A 20,355-nucleotide genomic window follows, 5' to 3' on the forward strand; every position below is an offset into this window, starting at 1 on the left:
GAATGGCGGGCATGTTCGGACTTGCGTCGATTGCCCTGCTGTCGGCAGCGGTCGTACCGAAGGCCAAGGCACCGACTGTACCGCCGCCGGAGCTGGCCTGGGCCTATCCGGTCGCGCCACCCGATACGGCGGAACTTGACATGCCCTCGGGGCGATACCTCGCCCCAGACGGCAAGCGCACGCTGACCGCCGTGCAGGTAGATAAGCTGACGCCTGCCGAAAAAGACTGGTTTCCGCAAAGTCATCCCATACCCCCTGCCGTGGTTCTTGTTCCGGGCAAGGATCAAGCGACCCCCTGCGCCGAATGCCACACCGTCAACGGCCAGGGAATGGTGGGGATTCCCGACATTGCAGGCCTGCCCGCCGACTACCTGCTCGAACAGCTCGCCGCGTTCCGATCAGGAGTGCGTACCTCGGCGCTACCGCACTATCTCGGGACGGGAGTAATGATCGCGACCGCCAAAGCCTGGAGCCAGACGGACCTCCAGGCTGCGGTCGCTTACTACGCATCGCTTCCCCGGCGTACGCCTACGCGCGTGGTGGAAACGGAGGCCGCCCCTTCGATGCGACTGGAGCGCTGGGGATGGACCTATCTTGATCCCACTGGTGGACCGACGCACTCTCTCGACGGCTCGGTGGCCGAGGCCCCGGGGAGCGTGAACAGACTCTTCCTGGGCGATCTGGCCAATCGCCAGTTCGTCTACGTCTCGCACGCCACGCTGACTCTCGGCGGGGCCCTGATCCGCTCCGGCGGAAGCGCCGGCCAGCCTTGCACGACTTGCCACGGCGCCAACCTGCGAGGCACTGCGATAGCGCCACCGCTGGCCGGGCGGGACCCGGGTTACCTCGCGCGACAGCTCTGGGACATCCGGTCCGGCGCCCGCACCGGCGGAAACGCAAAACTGATGCAAGGACCCGCACGCGGACTGACCGCCCACGACATCACGGCCGTTGCTGCTTATCTGGCCTCGCTTACACCCTGAGGAAACACGTCATGATCAAGAGCTTTCTGCCTGTTGTCGCCCTCGTTCTGCTCACGCCGCTCGCCCATGCAACCGGTAGCACCTGCAAGGCACCGGCCTCGGCCGATGCCGACGTTACCGCCACGCTGCGTGCGATGTACGCCGCGGCCCGAACCGACGACCTGGCCGCGTTCCATGCCGTCACCACACCCGACTTCTATGCCTTCGACGGCGGCCAGCGCTTCGACGGCGACGCACTGATGAACATGGTCAAAAGCGTGCATGCCAAGGGCACCCGGATCGAGTGGTCGGTCACCCAGCCGCACGTCGAAGCGGACTGCCGCCGGGCGCTGATCACCTTTGTCAACGTCGGCTCGATCACCAGGGACGGCAAGACCCAGCCGCTCAGCTGGCTCGAAGCGGCGGAGCTGCATCGCGACGGCAAGCGCTGGCGGATCCACTTCTTCACCTCGGCGCGGGTGCCCGAGCAGAAGCCGGTGACCAAGTGATGCAGCGGCGAACAACGTCTGGTTAGGAGCATCCATATGCCGCGCACGCCCAGCCTACCCGTGGCCGCGATCCCCGAGCTCCTGTCGGAAAGCGCAGACAGCCACGCTGCTCCGGGGAAGCCGAGTTCGGATACTTCAAACAGTGAACAGGCTACCCCGATGCTTGATATCCACGTTCCGGAGCATTCGACCCGAACCTGGCGAGACTTCTTTATCCACATCGCCACGATCGTCATCGGTCTGTTGATTGCCATTGGCCTGGAACAGGCCGTTGAGTATGTTCATCACCGGCATCAACTGTACGAGGCACGAGCCGCCATTCGCGCGGAGTTGGAGGTCAACACGCGTTTGCTCGACAAGATCCTTGCAGCCACAAAAACTGCAAAGTCCGCGATGCAAAAAAAAACGCAGCCATGCTCCTGGCTGCTGCACCAAAGGACGGCATACCGACATCGGCGCTCGATTACACATGGGACATTCCTTATCCACGCTCGAATGCGTGGCAGGATGCCAAGGCCAGCGGCGCGGTTGACTTCATGGCCCCCGGAGAGCGAGCCGCAGCAGACTACATCTACGGAGATGGCGATCTCGCGGAAACCTTTGCCATGGCATGGCTGACGAGCAACAACGCCGCTTCTGCCATCGCGCATAGCGCTCCTACCGTGCATGAACTCAGTGCCCCTGAGCGTGAGGAATTGCTCAAACTCACACGCCAGACAGAGGGGCAGATCGAGAGCTATAACATGCTGATTAGCTACGAACAGGACGCCATCAGGCGCTACCTGAGCTTTCCGGAACAGTCCGGGCGACAGACACCCGATGAAGACTAGCGGGCTATTGAGAGGCTCCGTTCCCTGACTACTCACAGTTCAAATCCAAGCAGTGCTGTCGTACGGAGGGTCGCGGGACGCAACCTTCCGCCCTGTTAACCCCCGTCTCACGTCGTCGATCCTGTCTGCCGGCGAACGACTCTCGCCACTCAACACCCTGCCTCTGTCCCGGTGCGATCTTGCCAAGAGTAAATTGCATGCTGAAGTCCAAGGTACACATACTGCTGGTGGCCCTGACCACGGGGCTATCGCCGTTCGTTTTCGCACAAAGTGCGCCGACGCCTCGCGACGCCGAATGGCGTGCCGCGATGGAATGGGCGTCTCCGCTCAATCCACCGCCCGCTGCACCTTCGCCGATGCCGGACATGCACAAGCCGTTGCACGTGCCGGGTAGTGCGTACACCTACACGCTCAATGACTACGACCATATGTTCGGCGCTCCGGACTGGTTCCCGCAGGATCATCCGCCGATGCCACGCATCGTGGCGAGGGGACGCAAGGCGGCGTGGGCCTGCGCGTACTGCCATCTGCCGACCGGACAAGGGCGGCCGGAGAACGCACCGCTGGCGGGACTGTCTGCCGCGTACATCATCGAACAGGTGAAGGCGTTTCGCAGCGGCGAGCGCGTCGGCGGCCAACCCGAATTGACGCGCTACATGCGAGCCGAGGCGACACACGTCACCGATGCGGACCTAAAGCAGGCCGCGGAATACTTTGCCAGCCTGCACTTCAAACCGTGGACGCAGGTGATCGAAACCGCGACCGTGCCGAAAACGCACAACGCGCACTTTATGCTGGTCACCAACGCCGGCACGGCACGTGAGCCGATCGGTGATCGCATCATCGAGACGTCCACCGACATGGCACGCACCGAGTTGCGTGACACCCGCTTTGGTTTCGTGGCCTACGTGCCGCCCGGCAGCATTGCGCGCGGTGCGGAGATCGCCTCGAAGGGTGCCGGCGAGGTGGTGCCATGCGAATCCTGCCACGGTCCCGACCTGCGCGGTGTTGGCAATATCCCGCCGCTGGCGGGTCGCTCGCCGACCTACATCGTGCGCCAGCTGATCCTGTTTCGGCTAGGCGGGCGCAGCAACGCCGCCGCTGCCCCGATGAGGCAGGAGGTCTCCCATCTGTCGTTGAAGGACATGATCGCGACCGCAGCGTACGCTGCCTATCGCAAGCCTTGATGGTCCCTACAGACTGGGCATTGGCGCTGGCACTTGCGAGGAAACGCAGGAGCGCGGCCAAATTCAATGGACGACGGCAGGAGAGTGACTGTGGGTCCGTAGCGGCACGTTTTGAACGTCTGCTATGCGGCGCGTAGTCGCAGAAGCCGACGGGCACTTGTTGGCCGATACCCGCCGCTCACTACGTGGGCGAGCAGGACAAGTCCTTCCATCAAGGGTTATTCCTCTCAGGAAAAATCGGCGTCCAGCACGATGCGATAGTTCGCCTTGCCCGCTTCCATATGCTCGATGGCTTCGTTGATGCGGCTCATGGGGAAGTGCTCCACGCGCGGGGCAATATGGTGACGCGCGGCGAAGCGCAGCATCGCATCCATCGAGGTGCGTGAGCCGCCGGGTGATGAGGATATGGACGTCTGGGGAATCAGCAGGTCCATTACCTGGACGGGAATGGGTTCGCTGATGATGCCGACGAAATGCAGTCGGCCACGCGGTGATAACAGCTCGAGTACCCGGTGCCAGTCCAGCGGCACGGCGACCGTCACGATGACGAGATCGAGTTTGCCTTTCAGATGCGCCCACGCATCGGGACTGCGGCTGTCGACCACATCGTCCGCGCCGAGACCGATGATTTCGGTGTACTTGGACTTGGTCGAGGAAAAAGCCGTGACGTGGCTGCCCCACGCGTGGCAGAACTGCAGCGCCAGGTGGCCAAGGCCGCCGATGCCGAACACGCCGACGTGATCGACCGGGCGCAGGCCGAATTCCATCAGGGGAGAGAACACCGTGATGCCGGCGCAGAACAGCGGGCCGGCATCGGCCGCCGCCAGGCCATCGGGAACCGGCACGGTCCATAGCCAGTGTGCGCGCACGTGTGAGGCGAACCCGCCGTGGTGGCCGATGATGGTTCCCTGCAGGCGCGTACACAGCTGCGGAGCGCCACTGATGCACGCATCGCAGTATTGGCAGCTCTGCTTATTCCAGCCCACGCCGACGACTTGTCCAACGGCGAGTCCCTTGGCCGCTGCAACCGCTCCCACCTGGGTGATGCGACCGGTGATCTCGTGCCCGGGCACCAGCGGAAACGTGATGAAGCCGGGCTCGTTGGCGATGAACGACAGGTCGGTGTGGCACAGCCCGCAGTTGTCTACCTGCACCTCCACTTCCTCAGTACCCAACGCGCCCAGTTCGTATTCAAACGGTTCCAGTGCGGCGCCGGCTTTCATGGCAGCCCAGGCTTTGACGAGTGTCATGGCAGTCTCCTGATCGGGACGTCCACTATCGTGCGGTCGCAGCGGCGGTGATTGCGTCGATTCGATCCGGTTGCAACAAACGATCATTCGATGCGTCGCCAACGCTACTGACGCTTCCGGGTTCATCTCGGGTCAATCAGCCGGATCTCGTCAGCAGGCGATGGGCGTACGCGCGCCGACCCGGCACGGAAAACGAAATCGTCGAGCCTTGCCCAGGGAAGAGTTCGATGAACAAGCGACCACCCAGATTCTTGGCGCGAGCGCGCATGCCGCGATATTCAGCGTGCGCATACCCAGCCACGGCAAGCTTGCCGCTATCCACGCCCGGGCCGCTTTCCGATACGGAAAGCCTCAGGCCACGGCGTCGGTAGACTAGGCTTACTTCCAAGTGAGTTGGCGAACCATTTCCTGCCGCATGGTTCAGTGCCTCCCGGACAAGCGAAAGGCACTCTTCGGCGATCAGGGAGTGCAACAGATGCGGCTCTCCGCGAACAAAGAGTTTGAATACGAAACCATGCACACACGACAGCTGGTCGCCGAGTTCTTCCAGAGCGCCGGCCAGATCGCGGACAACTTCAGCCGGCTCACGCAGTTCGGCCACGCGGTCCCGTCCTTCGACGATGACGTGATCGGCAAGGTCGAGCGCCGCTTCGAAATCGAGGCGGGATGACTCGCCGACAGGCAGCCTTTCGGTGGCCACCTGAAAACGCAGGACAAGCGCCTGGATGGATTGCAGCAAGGTGTCGTGCAGTTCGCGCGCGATGCGATCACGCTCGATGTGGCGATCTTCCAGACGGATGCGCAGCTGTGCGGTGATCCGGCGCACGCGAAAACGCATTACGGCGTACACGATGGCTGCGGCGGCAAGGATTGATGCCAGCGCAAACCACCAGGTCTGATAAAAGGTGCTGGCAATGGTAAATGCCAGGGTAGCTCCCTGGTTGTTCCACACGCCGTCTTCATTGGCGGCCACCACGTGGAAGCGATAGCGGCCCGGTTTCATGTTGGTGTCGAACGCTTCCCTGAGGTTGCCGGCTTCCTGCCACGTCGTGTCCATGCCGTCGAGGCGATAGCGAAAGCGCACTCGCACCGGTACCGAAAGACTGGCGGCGGTGAAGGCGATATGCAGGCGCCGGGTCAGCTGCGGCAGGGCGAGCCCCGGCACGGGCTTGAAGGTCTTCTCGTCGGCTTCGATGTAGCGAATCGAGACCGGCGGCGGCACCGGGTTGTTTTGGATGTTGCGCGGGTCGATGAAGGCAAGCCCCTTGTTGGTCTCGATCCAGACGCGTCCGGACCGGTCGATCTGCAAGGTATTGGTGGGCTGCGCCTGCACCGCAATGCCCGGAAGACCGTCGTGCGAATCGAACAGTCGATAATCGGGCAGGTAGCTGGCGTCGCGGAACACGTGCAGCAGCTCGTCAGGCGCGATGCGGATCAGGCCCTTGCTGGTGTTGAGCCACACCCATGTGTGATCGCGCGCAATACCCGAGATCCCCGACAGCGGCAGGCTGCCCAGAAAGGCAATGCTGTGAAACGAGCCGGATGCATTCCAGCTCACGCCCGATTCGCCGCCGGCCATGACATCCTCACCCCGCACACTCAGACTCAGCACGGCGCCCAGTTGTTGCCCATCGCGCGTGGAAAACACCTGTCGGGTGTGGCCGTCGAACGAGACGATGCGATCGCCGGTCAGGCCTAGCCAAAGCTTCCCCGCGGGGCCGGTTGCCATCGAAGCGACGTCGCCGGGATTCGTGACCTGCGGATCCCAATGCAGCCAACGGCCGTTAGTGAAGTGAAAAATGCCCGCGAGATTGAAGCTTTCCCACAGCCCGCCGTCGCCATCGTCTGTCTTCGCCGTGCCGGAGGCCCGGTTGACGCCGGGAGGCAGCGGCAACGAGACCGTGTTGCCGTTGCTTCTGCGGTACATGCCATCGTTGCGCTCGAACCAGAGCGTGCCGAACGGATCGGCATACAGGTGCGAGAGAGTCGCGGGTAAGGCTTCGTCCTTCGCCAGCTGCTGGCCGTTCCAGTGATACAGCGAGGTGTTGCTGATGATCCATGGCACCCCGTCGCTATCGACCGACACGTTGGAGACGAAGCGGCCGGGTGCAGGCAAGGCGCCCATCACGACGATGCTTGCGGCGCGAAAGCTGTCGAGACCAAAGTTTGTGCCCACCCAAACATTGTGTTCGACGTCTTCGAACAACGCGCCGTCAGCGTCCGATGAGAGGCCGGTGTTCGAGCTGAAGCGTGCCGTTAAATCCTGCTCGACCAGGGCATGGCCATCAGCCAACGCGGCAGGGTGAACGATCAGGAATACACCGCCACGTATCGGATCGGTACCCCACAATCGTCCGAGGTGATCGAAGATCATACGTACCGACTCGACGTGCGCTGGGTCAGGCGCCGGACGTTGCTGCTCGATCTTCGTGTGCGCAACCGACAATCCGGGCAGGCCACGCACGCCGTGGTTACGGTCAGCCAGCCACAGGCTGCCGTCGGCAGATCGCGCCATCTGGCTGTCGACGTCGACCACGACGCTGGTGCGGACAAACTGGCGCGAACCTTTTGGCAGCACATAAATATGGTCCCGCCCGGTAACCCACAAATTGCCCTGCGCATCTATCAACACGCCGCCGGCATGCTTGCCGTGGAAGCCCCATTCATCCCCCACGGTGATCCAGTGGCCAGATGAGAAGCGTGCCAAGCCGCCTTCGAGCGAAGCCCAGACGGTGCCCGAAGCTTCGACCGCAAAGGACGAGACCCAGCCATTGGGCAATCCATCGGCGGTAGTGAAGCTTTCGACCTGGCCATCCCTGATCCGCGAAATGCCCCCGCTGAAATATCCCGCCCACAGATTGCCGTCGGCGGCCAACGTCAACGCGGTGAGATTGCTTGCCGGCAGATTGCGTCCGGCGCGATCGACGAACCGCTCGAAGCGAACGCCGTCAAAGCGGTACAGACCACCGCCCGTGCCCAACCACAGATAGCCGTCCGTTGACTGACTGATCGCCCAGATGTCCGCAGGTGCGCCATCAGCGGCACTGTAAGCGTTGTGCTGGAGTGGCGGCGGCGAGGTCGCCATGCAAACCGAGACAGCGAGGGCCACCACCACCCACGCACAAGCAGTGACGGCGCGTTTGCTGGTGCCTTGATGGTGAAGCCGCGGCGCATGCGTCATGTGCCGGAGTGTGCGGGTCAGCGACGGACGGATCATTGACAAATTCGTGCAAACAGTCGGATACGAGCATTGCCTTAGGTGCCGGTCGCACGCGAGTCGCGTCAGAAACAAAAGTCAGAACTGGCATCTTTACTTTCGCGTGCCGTCGGCGATCACCCGCAGGTCTTTTACGCCTCTCAAACGGAATGCCTGGACTTTTGCTGCAATCGAGCAAGTGTGTTTATTCATCGCAAGCGCTGGGTTCGGCCACTGGCTAGCCTGTCTTCGACGTAACACCACGACGCTGGCATCCGACAAAGTTCGCTGCCAGCGCTTTCCTCGTCGAGACAGTGCAGCCTCGGCATGACAACGGCTGGACCCCCAAGGTGAGACGATGTCCATTGATACCTATCTTGCGGTACATGCGGTTGCACCAAGCCAACTGGAGCTCATTCGCAAACCGCTGCGGTCGCCCGGCCCGGATCAGGTGCGCGTGCGCATCGAGGCGTGCGGCGTCTGCCATTCGGATTCGGTGACGGTTGAAGGCATTTTCCCCATCGAATGGCCGCGCGTTCCCGGGCACGAAGTCATCGGGCGCATCGATGCGGTTGGCGACGCCGTGGTCGGCTGGCATGTCGGCCAGCGGGTAGGCGTCGGCTTTCTTGGCGGCCCCTGTCATCACTGCGAGCCCTGTCGGGGCGGCGACCTGGTCAACTGCAAGAATCAGGCTTATACCGGCGTGCAGCAGGATGGCGGTTATGCCGAAGTCATGCTGACCAAGGCCAGTGGCCTGATGACGATTCCCGATGAACTTTCCTCGGTCGACGCGGCGCCGTTGCTTTGCGCGGGCCTCACCACCTTCAGCGCCTTGCGCAACAGTGATGCGAGGGCAGGCGATCTTGTCGCGGTTGTTGGCATAGGCGGGCTCGGACACGTGGCGGTGCAATACGCGCGTCACATGGGATTTGAGGTGGTGGCGATTGGCCGGGGTGCCGACAAGGCAGCCATGGCTAAGGAATTGGGTGCCCATCACTTCCTCGATTCAGCCGCGCAAGACGTGACCGCCGGATTGCTGGCACTCGGTGGTGCAGCACTGGTGGTGGTCACTTCTTCGAACGGTGATGCTGTCGTGCAGACCATCGGCGGCCTGCGGCCGCGTGGAACGGTATTGACGCTTGGCGCTTCGGCAGATGCCTTGGGTATCAATGCGACGCAGCTGATCTTTGGCAACCATCGCGTAGCGGGCGCACTCACTGGCGACACCGCGACTGGCGACGCAACCCTGCGCTTCAGCGCCCTGGCCGGCATCGGTGCCCGCGTTGAAATCATGCCGCTCGAACGTGCGGCAGAGGCCTATGCACGAATGATGGCGGGCAAAGCGCGCTTTCGGATCGTTTTGACTATGGGCACGTGAGTGGGCTGCCATTGCGGAAGCAGCGTCCGTTCTATCCGGACGATCGGCGGCCTTCGGATCGGTATCCGCGGTGACCACCTGATGGCCTGAGCAAGCGGCAACGTGCCGCTTGGACCGTTTTCCAACGAGGCGACTTTCATGTCAAAGCATCTGTTCAAACCCATTTCCATCGGCCCGTACACGCTCGATCACCGCGTGGTGATGGCGCCGCTGACCCGCATGCGCTCCGAGCCCGGCGACGTGCCGGGCGAGCTGATGCTGGAGTATTACCGCCAGCGCGCGTCAAAGGGCGGCTATATCGTCTCCGAAGCGACGGTGGTGGCCAGCAACGGCGGTGGTTATCTGGGCTCGCCAGGCATCTATGCCGACGCGCAGATTCCGGGCTGGAAGCGCATCACCGATGCCGTGCATGCGAAAGGTGGGCTGATCTTTCTGCAGTTGTTCCACGCCGGCCGCCAGTCGCACGTCGACATGCAACCTGACGGCGGTGCGCCGGTCGCACCTTCTGAAGTGGACTATGAAGGTGTCGCCTATACCCGCAATGGCTGGGTGACGAGTTCGCCCCATCGGGCCATGGCCGAAACCGAAGTCGTCGACATGGTCGAGGCATTCCGCCTTGCTGCCGAGCGCGGAATGAAAGCCGGTTTCGATGGTGTGGAAATCCACGGTGCCAATGGCTACCTCGTTGACCAGTTCCTGCAGGATGGCTCGAATAAGCGCAGCGACAGTTTTGGCGGCACCATTGCCAAGCGTTCACGGTTCCTGCTCGACATCGTCCACGCGACAGCGTCGGTATGGGGCTATGACCGGGTCGCTGTGCGGCTTGGTCCAAGCGGCAAGTTTGGCGACATGAAGGACAGTGACCCGGCGGCGTTGTTCGGTTACGTGGCAGACGAACTCGACAAGCTCGGGCTTGCCTATCTCCATCTGATCGAACCACGCGTCAATGGCAGTACCATCGACGAGTCGAGAGATCAGAACCCGCTGGCTGCGCGCATGATCCGTCAGCACTACCACGGGCCGATCATTGCCGCGGGTGGTTTTACGCCAGCCTCCGCGGAGGCCCTGCTGCAAGAGGGCAGCGCGGATATGGTCGCCTTCGGTCGTGATTTCATTTCCAATCCCGATCTGCCGCTGCGTATCGCCAACGACTATCCGCTTGCCGATTACGATCGCGACACGTTTTACGGTGGCAACGCCGCGGGTTATACCGACTATCCGGCGTATGACGACGCTGCTGTGGCGGGCTGACGCAACATCGGCCCATGCTGCCGCTATCGGCAGCATGGGCGCACTATGCGGAATGCTGTTCCACCGACTCGAGGCGAAACTCCCATGGACAGTCTGAGTTCGCTAACCACCTTCGTCCACGCGGCGGAGACGCGCAGCTTCACCCAGGCCGGGCGGATGCTGGGCTTGTCGTCATCGGCGGTCGGCAAGACCATCGCCCGTCTCGAATCGCATCTGGGCGTGCGGCTGTTCCACCGCAGCACGCGCAGTATCGCGTTGACTCCCGAAGGCGAAGTTTTCCTGGAAACCTGCCGCCGGGTTCTGCTTGAAATCGGCACGGTGGAGCGCGAGCTCGCCGGTAACCGGGCAACGCCGAAGGGGCGTCTGCGGATCAGCCTGCCGATCCTCGGCGGCATGTTTGCGCCGGTCTTGACTGGTTTCATGTCGACTTATCCCGAGATCGAACTGGACGTCGATTTCAGTGATCGCCTGGTTGATATCGTCAATGACGGATTCGATGTCGCAGTGCGCTCCGGCGAGGGCGTGGACTCGCGCCTGATGTCACGCCGTCTAGGCATCTACCGACTGGTGCTGGCAGCATCGCCGGCGTATCTGGGTCGCGCAGGCACGCCACAGATACCAGCCGATCTGCTTGGCCACACCTGCATTCATCACCGCTACCCCGAGACCGGCAAGCTTGAACGCTGGCCCTTGCGCCAAGCAGGCAAGGGGGCCGAGTTGAGCCTGCCAGTCGCCGCTGCCATGAGCACGCTCGAGCCGATGGTTCGGTCGGCCGAACTGGGCGCGGGCATCGTCTGCGTGCCTGATTTCACGATTGCGCGCCAGGTCGGCGAAGGGCTGCTGGTGCGGCTGCTCGACGAGCATCTGGAGCACAAGAATGTGTTTCGTGCGGTATGGCCATCGAGCCGGTTGATCGCACCACGCTTGCGTGTATTCCTGGATTATCTGGCGAACTATTTTTTCGTCGAAGAGACGAAGGAAACAGTTGCCTTGCCCGGTGATCGGCTCGAATCCTGAACGCTGGTTACGCTTGAACCTCAACGTGGCGCCAGCGGCCAGTCGGCAGTCACGGTTGACAGTTCGTGATGCCGACGGCGCTTCCATAAAGTTACTTTGCTGCATCAACCTCACGGCGCTGCTCGCGTGCATCTGCAGCGGCGACATCGTCGGTCTTGTCGCCCCAGCCACCACCGAGCGCGCGAATGAGGTTGACCGTGGAAACCGCCTGGATGCCCGTGAGCTTGTTCGCCTGCTGCTGTGCTTGCAGCACGGTGCGCTCGGCATCGATGACGTCGATATAGGTCGCGGAACCTTCCTTGTACTGGGTTTTCGAAATCGCTTCGGCCTGCAGGGATGCCTGCACCGCATCCTGCTGCGTGCGGGTTTGTGCTTCGAGGATGCGCAAATCGGAGAGACGATCCTCGACCTCCTGAAAGGCCGTCAAGACCTGTTCGCGATAAGTGGCCGTGCGCTCTTCCAGCACAGCATGCGCGCGTTGCACGCCGGCTTTTCGGCGTCCTCCGTCGAATAACGGCAAGGTCAGCGCGGCGCCAGCCAGCGGACCAAGCAGAAATACCTCGCTGGAGGCCTTGAACAGATTGGAAAACGCGGCGGCTTCGTAGCCGCCGCTTGCGTTGAGTGAAAGCGATGGAAAGTACGCCGCGCGTGCGACGCCAATGCGGGCGTTCGCTACCGCAACCGCCCGTTCCGCCGCGGCGATATCGGGGCGGCGCTCAAGCAGGGTGGAAGGAACGCCGGTCGGCACGTGGATGCGCACCGGTTCGATCGGCGACGGCGCCAAGCGGAAGTCAGCCACTGGCTGGCCAGTCAAGACGGCCAGGGCATGCTCGCCAATGGCCCTGGCGCGCTCGGCGGTCATCTGGTCGGATCGCGCGCTCGCCAGTTCGGCCCGGGATCTGGCGACGTCGAGTTCCGAGATGTCACCGGCATCGAAACGCTGCTGCACAAGCTTGAGCGTTTCGACGCGAAGATCCACGCCCGTTCGGTAGACCTGGATCTCGGCATCAAGCTCGCGAAGATTGAAGTAGCTCTGGGCAACATCCGCCTGAAGGGTCAACAGCACCGAACGGAACAACGCCCTGGATTCATCCGTCTCGGCTTTTGCTGCGTTCAGTTCGCTGGTCGCTCTGCCGAACAGATCAACTTCATACGAGGCTGTGGCCTGGGCGCGCCAGAGCGTCTGTGGCGGGACGCTTCCACCATCCGATTGCATCAGCGACGCCGGCGAGACCTTTGCGCGGGTCGGACCGAAACCCGCGCCAAGACTGGGCAGCAGATCGGCGCGTGTCGAGTGCTGCACGGCACGTGCCTCCTGGACCCGAGCCATGGCTGCCTTGAGACCCTGATTCGCGCTGGATGCCTGTTCTTCCAGTGCGTCGAGTCGTGGATCAGCGAAGATTGCCCACCACGTCCCGCGCGGCATCTGGTCCGACGGACTTGCTGTGCGCCAGCGGGCCTGCGCACCATCTGCCGTAGGAGCATCCATCGGCTGACTGCTCGCCTCCTTGAAGGCGAGCGGCATCGGTGTGCCGGGGCGGGTGTAGGCCGGCGCGAGCGAACAGCCCGAGACAAAAAGTGAAGTCAGCGTAACCAGCAAGCCGCTGCGTGTCCGTGCAGTCTTCATGCCTGTTCTCCTTCCGGACACTCGTCACCGACGCAGGTGATATGCAAAGTCGAACCATGTTTGTTCTCGATGTGCTCGGTACGCGTGAGCTTGCGCAGCAGCACATAAAACACTGGCGTCAGCAGCAGTCCGAACAGGGTGACGCCGAGCATGCCGAAGAACACCGCAATGCCCATGGCGTGACGCATCTCCGATCCGGCGCCGCCGGACAAGACCAGCGGCACCACGCCCATGATGAAGGCGAGCGAGGTCATCAGGATCGGTCGCAGTCGCAGGCGGCTCGCCTCGATTGCTGCGTCGACGATCGAGCGTCCCTGCATCTCCAACTCGCGCGCAAATTCGACGATGAGTATCGCGTTCTTCGCCGACAGACCCACCAGCACCATCAAGCCGATCTGGGTAAAGATGTTGTTGTCACCCTTGGTCAGCCACACGCCGAGCAGCGCCGACAGGATGCTCATCGGAACGATCAGGATGATCGCGACGGGCAGGGTCAGGCTTTCGTATAGTGCAGCCAGCACCATGAAGACCAGCAGCACACTGATCGGGAAGATGTACAGCCCCGAGTTGCCGGCCAGGATCTGCTGGTAGTTCAAGTCGGTCCATTCGAACTTCACCCCGCGCGGTAAGGTGGCAGCGGCGACTCTCTCGATAGCGGCCTGCGCCTGACCCGACGAGTAGCCCGGAGCAGGGCCGCCGTTGATATCGGCAGCGGTGAATCCGTTGTAGCGAACGACGCTGTCCGGCCCGAAGGTATGGCTCACCTGCATCATGGTCGACAACGGCACCATCTCGCCGCGCGCATTGCGGGTTTTCAGATAGCCGATGGCATCGGCGTTGGCCCGGTATGCCGCGTCGGCCTGCACGCGTACCTGGTAGACACGGCCAAAGCGGTTGAAGTCGTTGACGTAGTAGGAGCCCAGATAGACCTGCAGGGTCTGGAATACATCGGCGATGGGTACACCGAGCTGCTTTGCCTTGACCCGGTCCAGCGCGATGTTCAACTGCGGCACGTCGATCTGGTAGTTGGAGAAGCTTGGTCCGAGCTCCGGCTCTTGCGCCGCGCGCTTGAGAAACGCGGCCAGGGCGTTGTTCAAGCCGGCGTAGCCGAGCGAGCCGCGGTCTTCCAGTTGCAGCTTGAAACCTCCCAGTGATCCGAGTCCAAGCACCGGGGGTGGGGGAAACACGGCAACGAAGGCACCCTTGATCGACGAGAGCCGCTTGCCGAGCTCGGCCGCGATGGCCACGCCATTGGGCGAGGACGACGTCCGCTCGTCGAAGTGGGTTTCGCCGAAGAAGATCACGGCGGAACTGGACGAATTCGTGAAGCCGTTGATGGACAGGCCGGGAAACTGGATCGCGTTGATGATGCCGGGCGTCTTGAGCGCGATCTCACCCACTTTGCGCACGATCGCCTCGGTGCGATCCAGCGATGCGCCGTTGGGCAACTGGATGACGGCGACCAGATATTGCTTGTCCTGCATCGGAACAAAGCCACTGGGCACCACGCGCACCATCAGCACGGTGATTCCCAGCAGCACGGCATATACCGCCAACACCATCCCCTTGCGATTCACCAGCCGGCTCACGCCGTGGCTGTAATCACCGGCGGCCCGGTGGAAGATGCGATTGAACAGCCCGAAAAATCGGCCGAGCAGGCGATCCATCTGCCGGGTGAATGCATCCTTCGGCGCATCGTGGCTGCGCAGGAGCAGGGCTGAAAGCGCCGGCGAAAGCGTCAGCGAATTGAAGGCGGAGATCACGGCCGAAATGGCGATCGTCATCGCGAACTGCTTGTAGAACTGGCCGGTCAGTCCCGACATGAAAGCCAGCGGCACGAATACTGCCAGCAAGGTCAGGGCGATGGCGATGATCGGGCCGCTCACCTCCTGCATCGCTTGGTAGGTCGCGTCCCGCGGCGATAGTCCGTTACCGATATTTCGTTCGACGTTCTCCACCACCACGATGGCATCGTCCACGACAATGCCGATGGCCAGCACCATACCGAAAAGTGACAGCGCATTGATGGTGAAGCCGAATGCCAGCATCAGCGAGAACGTGCCGATGATCGAGACTGGCACCGCGATCAGCGGAATGATTGATGCGCGCCAGGTCTGCAGAAAAAGGATCACCACCAGCACGACCAGTGCAACAGCTTCCAGAAGGGTGTGGATCACCGCTTCAATGCTCGCCCTGACGAACTGGGTCGGGTCGTAGACGATGTCGTAATCGACGCCCTCGGGCATGTCTGCCCTGAGCTCCTTCATGGTTTCACGCACATGCTTGGAGATGTCGAGCGAATTGGCACCAGGCAGTTCGAACACCGCCATCGCCAGGGCCGGCTGGTTGTCGAGCAGGGAGCGTCGCGCATATTCCGCCGCGCCCAGCTGGACTCGCGCAACGTCCTTCAGCCGAGTCACCGCGCCATCGGGCGACGCCTTCAGCACGATGTCCTCAAATTGCTCGACGGTCTGCAAGCGACCCTGCGCATTGATGCTGAGCTGCAGTGCCGTGCCGGGGAGCGCGGGTGACGATCCAACCTGGCCGGCGGCCACCTGAAGATTCTGGTCGCGAATGGCCTGGACCACGTCGGTTGCGGTCATGCCCCGGGCGGCGACCTTCTGCGGATCGAGCCAGACCCGCATCGCGTAGTCCCCATTTCCCCACAGGGTAAGTTGGCCCACACCCGGTATGCGCTCGAGTCTGTCGCGCACGTTGATGACCGCGTAGTTGCGCAGGTAGTCGAGGTTGTAGCGATGGTTCGGTGAAGTGATGTGCACCACCATTGTCAGTGTGGGCGATGCCTTGACCGTGGTGATGCCCAGTCGCTGCACATCTTCGGGCAGCCGGGGCAGGGCCTGATTCACGCGGTTTTGCACAAGCTGCTGAGCAAGGTCGGGATCGGTGCCGAGCTTGAACGTGATCGTCGTGGTCAACGTGCCGTCGCTGTTGGCCTGCGACTGCATATACAGCATGTCTTCGACGCCATTGATTTGTTCTTCAAGGGGAGCAGCGACGGTCTCGGCGATGACCTTCGGGTTTGCGCCTGGATACTGGGCACTCACCACCACCGATGGCGGAACGACCGCGGGATACTCCGAGACAGGCAGGTTGAACATCGAGATGATCCCGCCCAGCAGGATGATCGTCGACAACACGCCGGCAAAGATGGGTCGATCGATGAAGAAGCGGGAGATGTTCATAGAGGCGGCCTATCGGGATGCAGTGATGGCGTCGTCCCCGCCAGAGCTGCTGGTCATGGCGACGAGATTCGGCTTGACCTGCGTTCCAGGTTGGGCCCGTTGCAACCCGTTGACGACGATCTTTTCGCCGGCCTTCATTCCATGGGTAACCTCGCGCAAATCACCGAACAGTGCGCCCAGGGCAACCTCGCGGTACTGCACCTTTCCCTGCGCGTCGACGACGAGAACGAAGCGCTTGTCCTGATCCGTGCCGATGGCTGCATCGCTCACCAGAACCGCTTCATGGAAGACGTCGCCGACGACTTTCACGCGGGCGAAAAGTCCGGGCACGAGTCCGCCATCCGCATTGTCGAAACGAGCGCGCACGCGGATGGTTCCAGAGTTGGCATCGAGCTGGTTATCGATGGAATCGATCACGCCTTTCCGCGGGTAACCTTGCTGGTTGGTGAGGCCGAGATAGACCGGTTGCCCACTGCCCTGGTTTTCGACAAGAAAGTTCAGGTACGTATGCTCGTCGACATCGAACGACGCATAGATCGGCGACACTGAAACGATCGTCGTCAGCACAGCTGCTCCGGCTCCCGGGAACACGATGTTGCCGGCGGTCACTTCGGCTCTGGAAGCACGGCCGGCAATTGGCGCCACGATCTTGGTATAGCTGAAATTCACCTGCGCCAGCTTGAGTGCCGCCGAAGCAGCGGCAAGATTGGCGCTGGCTTCGCGCGACGCGTTTTGTGCGAGGTCATAGTCGCGGCGGGAGACAGCGTTGCCGGCGATCAGTCGTTCTGCACGTGCAGCATCGGTCGTAGCGTAGACGCAGTGCGCCCTTGCTTGAGCAACCTGGGCCGTTGCACGATCAACCTCGGCGGCGTAAACGCGCGGATCGATGGTGAAGAGGAGATCACCTTTCTTCACTACTTGCCCATCGTGAAAGTGGACGGCGGCAATGGCTCCCGAAACCTGGGTGCGTATGTCGGCCCGATCGATCGCCTGCAGCCGGCCGGAGTAGGTTTCGAAATCCTCGACATGACGGATCACCACCGTGGCCACGTCCACCTCGGGCAGCGGCGCCTTGTCGGAAGAGTGCGCAACGCTGGCGACGCCCCCGGTGAAGAGAATCGCCACGCCGATAGAGACTATGACTACGAGCGAGCTGCCCCACATGGCTTTTCTGGCAAGGTTCTGACGTTTCATGGTGATGCCTGTTTCGTCGTCGGTGAGAGGACAGGATGGAAATCTGCGTCGGTTTTCGAATCACGCCGCCTCAGCTGGTGCGTTGCGCTATCGCCACTTGCGATCTGTCTGCGCGGGAATCGATCCCACGCTAGGCTGCGCCGCTTGCGCCAACTTTGATTGGTTGTTTCCGTTGAACGTGCCAAATCCAATGACAACCGATTGCCGGTGGTCAGCCGGCACCTGAAATGCTTTGGACGTCCATTTTTCAAAGCCGGCGCATTGCGCTTGCGGCGGGCCGACGCCGGCAGTTGGTGTGCGATAGGGAAGGCTGGCTTTTTGCAAGCTGCAGCCACGTCGACCAAGACCGCATTCGTGTCTCGCCCAATACTCAAGTCGTTGCGTGATCGACGCGCGACTGCAAGCCACGCAGTGCTGGCAGCTTTTTTCTGGACACCACGATGACCTTCAATCGAATGCATGCCCGGCGAATCCCGGTCGTGCTAACCGGCGCACTGCTGTTTTGCTTGTGTCAGCCGTTGATGGCTGCGGCACCGCAGATTCGACAGCAGGCGCCGGGCTACTTCCGGATGATGATTGGGGCGTACGAAATCACCGCGCTCTCGGACGGCACCAAGTTCATTCCATGGAATACCCTGGCGCACCATGCGCCGCCTGGGGAGATTGAGGCTCTTAGCCGCAAGGCTTTCCTCAACGAGCCGGTGGAGAGTTCAAGTGCCGCCTACCTCGTCAATACCGGTAGGGCACTGATCCTTATCGATGCCGGCGCAGGGCAGATGTGGGATCCGACCTTGGGCAAGGTGGTTGCCAATCTGCGCGCCTCCGGCTATCGCCCGGAGCAGGTCGATGACGTGCTTATCACCCACCTGCACTTTGATCACGCAGGCGGCCTGGTGAACGACGGGCGCGCGGTGTTTCCCAACGCCACCGTGTGGGTCGACAAGAACGAGGTCGGCTTTTGGCTCAGCAAAGAGGCGCGAGGCAAGGCACCGGATGCACTCAAGCCATGGTTCGACAAGGCGGTTGCGGCGCTCGCACCGTACAAGGTGTCAGGACACCTGAAAACATTCTCCGGCAGCAAGTCGTTTGCGCCGGGTATCCATGCGACCGAGACCTTCGGACATACCCCTGGCGATGTGTCCTATGCCATCCAAAGCGAGGGGCAGAAGCTGGTGGTGTGGGGCGATCTGGTGCACTTCGCCGCGGTCCAGTTTGCGGATCCCTCGGTGACGATCGCCTTTGATCTGGACGAGGAGGGCAATGCAAGCCAGCGCAAAGTTGCCATGCATGATGCCGCTGTTGGCGGCTACTACACGGCAAGCTCGCATCTCTCATTCCCCGGCATTGGCCACGTGAGAACCGAAGGCGACCATTTCGTTTTCGTGCCAGTCAACTACGGCACTATTTTCCTTGGGCAAGCCAACGCCACGCCAGCGGCGCGCACGCCATGAGTGGCTCCGTGACACAACAGAGGAATGATCATGAATGATTTGCTCGCATTGGCCATCGAGGCGCATGGTGGTCTGCCGCGCTGGAACGAATTCCGCCAACTCAAGGCCGACGTGTCCATCGACGGAGCCATCTGGCATCTGAAGCGGGTCCCCGGCCTGCTGCACGAAAAGGTGTTTGAGCTGGACACTCACCAGCAACGCCTCACGATCGCACCCTTTGGTGAGAACGATGGTCGCGTGGTATTCGAGAATGACAGGATGTCGTTCGAGTCGGCCGGTATGGCGACCTCGGTCATTGATCATCCTGAGTCGTTGTTCGCCGGGCAGACGCTCGAAACGCCATGGGATGCACGCCATGTCGCGTATTTTGCATCCGAGGCCTTGTGGACGTATCTCACCAGTCCGTTTCTGTATGCCTATCCCGGTTTTTCCTCGCGTGAGATCGAGCCGTGGCATGAAGATGGCGAGACGTGGCGACGGCTCGAAGTGACCTTTCCGGAAAGCATTGCCTCACACACCAGAACACAGGTGACGCACTTCGGTGCGGATGGGCTGATGCGCAGACACGATTACACCGTCGATATTCTGGGTGGCGCGACCGGTGCGAATTATCCGGGTGACTATCGGAACGTGCAGGGCATCATGCTGCCGACGTCGCGCCGGATCTTTGCCTACGACGCCACGTTCAAGAAGATCGATGAGCCGATCCTGGTGTCGATCGATATTGGCCAGATGTCGTTTCGCTGAGGTTCGAGTTGGCCAAACCAACGGAAAGCTCATCTGGATCTCGCGCACGATGACCTCGAGCTGCGGCCGGGGCGACGTGGCGCGCTCGTGAAATCACCTGCGCAAGATTGAGACAATGACCACAAACGAGCCGCGAACATCCGGCATTGCCTGGATGGAAATACTCCAGCGAAAGAGCCTGGCGGAATTTGCACGCGCCTTTTCATTGAACGTGGTCATCGAAGCTTCGGTGCTGCCTTCGGCGCTGACCGGTGTGCATGATGTTCGGGCGTTCTTCGAGGCTACCAAAAAAATGTATACAACGGTCGGGTTCACCTTCGAGTCGACCGACGGCCCGCGCACGCTGCTCGGTTGGGATGGCGAATTTGCCGGAGAGCCCGTGGCGGGCATCACGGTGCTGGAGCACGATACGGATGGGCGCATCGGCGCCATCCACCTGCATCATCGGCCTTTGTCCGCCGTGCTGGCGTTCTCGACCGAGCTTGGCCGTCGGCTGGAAGGCCAGCTTGATGGCGATCCCTTTTCCCACTGAGCAGGATGCGGATCGGCGCGG

The 20,355-nt window shown here is 61.9% G+C and carries 17 protein-coding genes; 10 read left to right on the forward strand and 7 right to left on the reverse strand.

The features are described 5' to 3' along the window. Window positions 1–11 precede the first annotated feature (11 nt). Both ACDK93_RS09665 and ACDK93_RS09670 read left to right on the forward strand, forming a co-directional pair. Window positions 12–983, forward strand: a complete 972-nt coding sequence (locus ACDK93_RS09665) for a c-type cytochrome (RefSeq protein WP_458068274.1) — start codon at window positions 12–14, stop codon at window positions 981–983. 11 nt (window positions 984–994) lie between these two features. Further along, window positions 995–1,471 carry a nuclear transport factor 2 family protein gene (locus ACDK93_RS09670; RefSeq protein WP_458068275.1) on the forward strand — a complete coding sequence of 159 codons (477 nt, stop codon included), beginning with the start codon at window positions 995–997 and terminating at the stop codon, window positions 1,469–1,471. Window positions 1,472–1,606: 135 nt separating this feature from the next. Here ACDK93_RS09670 and ACDK93_RS09675 read toward each other — a convergent pair whose 3' ends face one another. After that, window positions 1,607–1,756: a hypothetical protein gene (locus ACDK93_RS09675; RefSeq protein ID WP_458068276.1), complete on the reverse strand. Its 150-nt coding sequence runs from the start codon at window positions 1,754–1,756 to the stop codon at window positions 1,607–1,609. A 128-nt stretch (window positions 1,757–1,884) separates the two neighbouring features. Here ACDK93_RS09675 and ACDK93_RS09680 point away from each other — a divergent pair, with 128 nt between their 5' ends. Further along, complete coding sequence (locus tag ACDK93_RS09680) at window positions 1,885–2,301, forward strand: hypothetical protein (protein WP_458068277.1); 417 nt, start codon at window positions 1,885–1,887, stop codon at window positions 2,299–2,301. Between the two features lie 197 nt (window positions 2,302–2,498). Next, entirely contained in the window at window positions 2,499–3,488 is a 990-nt protein-coding gene (locus ACDK93_RS09685) for a c-type cytochrome (protein WP_458068278.1), read from the forward strand. A gap of 227 nt (window positions 3,489–3,715) precedes the next feature. Here the strand turns inward: ACDK93_RS09685 and ahr are convergent, their stop codons facing one another. Next, window positions 3,716–4,738 (reverse strand): NADPH-dependent aldehyde reductase Ahr, encoded by a 1,023-nt coding sequence (ahr, locus tag ACDK93_RS09690; RefSeq protein WP_458068279.1) that lies wholly within the window; start codon window positions 4,736–4,738, stop codon window positions 3,716–3,718. A 136-nt stretch (window positions 4,739–4,874) separates the two neighbouring features. Beyond that, window positions 4,875–8,030: a triple tyrosine motif-containing protein gene (locus ACDK93_RS09695; RefSeq protein ID WP_458068280.1), complete on the reverse strand. Its 3,156-nt coding sequence runs from the start codon at window positions 8,028–8,030 to the stop codon at window positions 4,875–4,877. 262 nt (window positions 8,031–8,292) lie between these two features. On the opposite strand from ACDK93_RS09695, the gene ACDK93_RS09700 reads away from it, so the two are divergent. The 3 genes from ACDK93_RS09700 to ACDK93_RS09710 all read left to right on the forward strand — a co-directional run bounded on the left by ACDK93_RS09700 (window position 8,293) and on the right by ACDK93_RS09710 (window position 11,580). Continuing rightward, on the forward strand, window positions 8,293–9,312 hold the full coding sequence (locus ACDK93_RS09700; RefSeq protein ID WP_458068281.1) for an alcohol dehydrogenase catalytic domain-containing protein: 1,020 nt from the start codon (window positions 8,293–8,295) through the stop codon (window positions 9,310–9,312). 138 nt (window positions 9,313–9,450) lie between these two features. After that, on the forward strand, window positions 9,451–10,563 hold the full coding sequence (locus ACDK93_RS09705) for an alkene reductase (RefSeq protein WP_458068282.1): 1,113 nt from the start codon (window positions 9,451–9,453) through the stop codon (window positions 10,561–10,563). Window positions 10,564–10,647: 84 nt separating this feature from the next. Continuing rightward, window positions 10,648–11,580 (forward strand): LysR family transcriptional regulator, encoded by a 933-nt coding sequence (locus tag ACDK93_RS09710; RefSeq protein ID WP_458068283.1) that lies wholly within the window; start codon window positions 10,648–10,650, stop codon window positions 11,578–11,580. Between the two features lie 91 nt (window positions 11,581–11,671). Here ACDK93_RS09710 and ACDK93_RS09715 read toward each other — a convergent pair whose 3' ends face one another. The 4 genes from ACDK93_RS09715 to ACDK93_RS09730 are packed head-to-tail and all read right to left on the reverse strand — an operon-like array spanning window position 11,672 to window position 18,065. After that, complete coding sequence (locus tag ACDK93_RS09715; protein WP_458068284.1) at window positions 11,672–13,207, reverse strand: efflux transporter outer membrane subunit; 1,536 nt, start codon at window positions 13,205–13,207, stop codon at window positions 11,672–11,674. Then, the gene (locus ACDK93_RS09720; RefSeq protein ID WP_458068285.1) at window positions 13,204–16,410 is read right to left on the reverse strand and encodes an efflux RND transporter permease subunit; all 3,207 of its coding nucleotides are present in this window, start codon (window positions 16,408–16,410) and stop codon (window positions 13,204–13,206) included. The genes ACDK93_RS09715 and ACDK93_RS09720 overlap by 4 nt, the downstream gene beginning before the upstream one ends. Window positions 16,411–16,419: 9 nt before the next feature. Beyond that, entirely contained in the window at window positions 16,420–17,604 is a 1,185-nt protein-coding gene (locus ACDK93_RS09725) for an efflux RND transporter periplasmic adaptor subunit (protein WP_458068286.1), read from the reverse strand. After that, window positions 17,601–18,065, reverse strand: coding sequence for a hypothetical protein (locus ACDK93_RS09730; protein ID WP_458068287.1), 465 nt, complete (start codon window positions 18,063–18,065; stop codon window positions 17,601–17,603). The genes ACDK93_RS09725 and ACDK93_RS09730 overlap by 4 nt, the downstream gene beginning before the upstream one ends. On the opposite strand from ACDK93_RS09730, the gene ACDK93_RS09735 reads away from it, so the two are divergent. The 3 genes from ACDK93_RS09735 to ACDK93_RS09745 all read left to right on the forward strand — a co-directional run bounded on the left by ACDK93_RS09735 (window position 18,045) and on the right by ACDK93_RS09745 (window position 20,334). Next, window positions 18,045–19,055: an MBL fold metallo-hydrolase gene (locus ACDK93_RS09735; RefSeq protein ID WP_458068288.1), complete on the forward strand. Its 1,011-nt coding sequence runs from the start codon at window positions 18,045–18,047 to the stop codon at window positions 19,053–19,055. The two genes, ACDK93_RS09730 and ACDK93_RS09735, sit on opposite strands and share 21 nt — an antisense overlap. A 30-nt stretch (window positions 19,056–19,085) precedes the next feature. Beyond that, window positions 19,086–19,802, forward strand: coding sequence for a hypothetical protein (locus ACDK93_RS09740; protein ID WP_458068289.1), 717 nt, complete (start codon window positions 19,086–19,088; stop codon window positions 19,800–19,802). A 205-nt stretch (window positions 19,803–20,007) separates the two neighbouring features. Then, window positions 20,008–20,334 carry a hypothetical protein gene (locus ACDK93_RS09745; RefSeq protein ID WP_458068290.1) on the forward strand — a complete coding sequence of 109 codons (327 nt, stop codon included), beginning with the start codon at window positions 20,008–20,010 and terminating at the stop codon, window positions 20,332–20,334. The last annotated feature ends 21 nt before the right edge of the window (window positions 20,335–20,355 follow it).

The organism is Rhodanobacter sp. BL-MT-08 (assembly GCF_054161255.1).